The sequence below is a fragment of the uncultured Salegentibacter sp. genome, from assembly GCF_963972535.1.
Taxonomy (GTDB): Bacteria; Bacteroidota; Bacteroidia; order Flavobacteriales; family Flavobacteriaceae; genus Salegentibacter.
Genome location: NZ_CAXAVR010000191.1, coordinates 1 through 2,698 on the forward strand (window position 1 = coordinate 1; position 2,698 = coordinate 2,698).

Annotated in this window: 1 protein-coding gene and 1 pseudogene; both read right to left on the reverse strand. The window is 34.0% G+C overall.

Going from position 1 to position 2,698, the window contains the following annotated elements:
• Positions 1 to 197: pseudogene (locus tag AACZ30_RS13685) on the reverse strand (DNA-binding response regulator); the annotation flags it as partial.
• Positions 198 to 205: 8 nt separating this feature from the next.
• Positions 206 to 2,128 carry a tetratricopeptide repeat protein gene (locus AACZ30_RS13690; protein WP_339650072.1) on the reverse strand — a complete coding sequence of 641 codons (1,923 nt, stop codon included), beginning with the start codon at positions 2,126 to 2,128 and terminating at the stop codon, positions 206 to 208.
• Positions 2,129 to 2,698 lie beyond the last annotated feature (570 nt).

Here is a 2,698-nt window from a genome sequence, read left to right on the forward strand (position 1 = left end):
TAATCCTGTTTAAAAGAGAGGTCGCAAATAAGTAAATCAAAGTGATTGTTGTCCTTAATAGCTCTTTTTGCCTTTAACCACGCCTGATCACAATATTGAGCATGAACAACTTCTGTAATTCCCAGATCTTTTAAAACAAGGGAAACAGCCTGGTTAATACTATCCATATCTTCTGCAACAAGGACTTTTTTAAACATAAGAAAATCTATAGCGGAATACAGATTATAATTTTTAATCCTTTTCCTTTTTCAGTTTCAAAAGTAAGTTTTCCATTTATGGAAAAAATACGGTTTTCCACATTTTGCAAACCATTTCCGGTTTTGATGGCTTGCATAGAACTCCCTTTCCCATTATCTGAATAATCTATTTTAAGCTTTTTTTCTTCTTCATTAAAAATCAAAGCAACAAGACTGGCGTTGCTGTGTTTCTTCATATTCACCATTATTTCCTGTAATACCCTGTAGATTATAAGTTTTTTCTCGGCCTTAATCTTACTCCAAATAATATTCTTTTCTCCGCTTATAATTAGCCGTGTATTTTCAGGGCAAATGCTGGAGAGCGATGCAATTAGATGGTTTAGATATCCGGGACCGGTGGTGATATTGCTATTCTCCCTGGAGATATTTCTTGTGCGGTTGTAGATTTGCTCCAGTTTATCCATCGTTTCATTTGGAGCTATAGTCTCCATGCTGCTCATTACATTATAAACATCGTTCGCTAGTTCGTCGTGAATTACTTTTGAGATTCGGGTTTCAGTATTATAAATTTCTCTTATTTTTTCTTTTTTGTGCTTTTGCCTATTATAATAAATGATAAAAATAGCTATCCCAATTACTAAAATGGCAAAAAAGAGCAGCATGTAATTTCTTAGTTTTATTTCCTGGTTTTCTACTGCCTGCAATGCTGCAGAAGCTTCTAAGCCTGATATTTGCTGCTGCTTCCGTTCTTCGTCAAACTTAATTTTGGCAAAAGTATTTTTTGCCTGTAAATTTAATTTGTTCAAACTATCGTTTAACCGAATATATTCCGCTACGTAATTTGTTTCATCGCCTTTACCGGAATTTAAGTTAATAAGCCTTTTTAATGCGTCTATTTGTGCTTGAAGCTTATTATTTTTCTTACCAGTTTCTAACCATTTTTTAGCATAATCTATAGCTTTTATTTTATCTCGATTTTCATAAAACTGCGCTAAATTCTCATAGCTTGCTGTGATGCCTGTATTATCATTTTGTTCTTTACGCCACCGTAGCGCCTGTAATAACTCTGATGAAATATTCTTTTCTGAATCCTGTAACCATTTATTAAAAGCGAAGTTATCAAGGTAGCGCGCTCTAGACTTATAGTCCTGTTCTGAAACTTTTGAAAGAATCTTTTCAAAAATAAACTCTGCTTTTTTATATTCTTCCTGATCCTCATAAACCAGTGCAATATTATTTTGGTATGTGAGACTATCTTCCAGGTTTGTGGCATAGTGAAGTGCATTTTGATATTCTTTTAAAGCATCTTTATAAAAACCCTGGTTGCGATACGCAATAGCAATTATATTATAAGCACTACTGAGATATTGGGCATCTTTTTCTTTGTTAAGATAGCGTAAAGCTTCTGTAGCCGATTCCTGGCTGCCGGTATAATCTTGCATTCGACTTTGAGCAACGGCCATTTCGAGAGTTCTGCGTGCAGCTTTAATGCTGTCTCCTATTTGAAGATATCTTTTTCGAGATTCAAACGCGTTTTTAAAGACTCCTTCCTGATTTTCCAAATACCGATTAGTAACCGCTTTTCGATAGAAATACAGCGCAATCCAGTTTGTGTCTTTTTGGAAATTTGCAACACGCTCAAGGCTATCGGCAAAAAAGAGGGCGCTGTCATATTCTTTTAGTCGGTTGTGATAATAAATTTTATAGTCCAGCAATAAAGGCAATAAAGTATCAGAGTTTTGTTGAACTTTTTGGAGCCCTTCATTCAAAAAAATTATTTTTTGGGGAATAGAATCGGTGGCTTTTGCTTTTTCAAGGAAATAAGAAACTGAATCTACCGGATATTTATTCTCCTGGGTATCCACCTCTTTGTTTTGGCAACCTAAGAGTAAAATAGCCAAACTTAAAAATAAGCAGTAATAGTGCTTCATAGGCTCAAAATTATGAAAAGCTTACGGCCCAGGGCTGAAATCAAATATTTAATTTTTAAAAATGTAAAATAAGTAATCCGGAAATTCCGAATTTGTACAGATAGAAAAATTGGAATTTTCACAAAAATAAACAGAGAAATTTTTTATTTGTTTAATAGAAAGAAGAAATTGTATATTTGCCAGCCCTCTTTTAAACCCTCCGGTTATTTTTGAAAGAGGTAAGCATTAGTAAATGAATTAAGTGTTTGCTTATAAAAAAAATTTGGGTTTTAAAACCCAGTACTAAAGAGTATAATTGAATTTTAGTATTAAAATTAAGTTGTGTTGTTTGCCTTGTTAATTCAGGGCGTGTAGTTAGCCAGTAATATCCTATGTTGTGTGGATTTGGCTAACCAATGAGAAGCTTTTTTCCGTGTATTCGGAAAGAGGCTTTTTTATTTTTAAGGAGATTTAGAATTTTGCAAAATAACTGAAACTAAAATTAAAAAAGCCCGAAAACACTATGTGTATCGGGCTTTTAAGGTGGTGCCTCCAGGAATCGAACCAGGGACACAAGGATTTTCAGTCCTT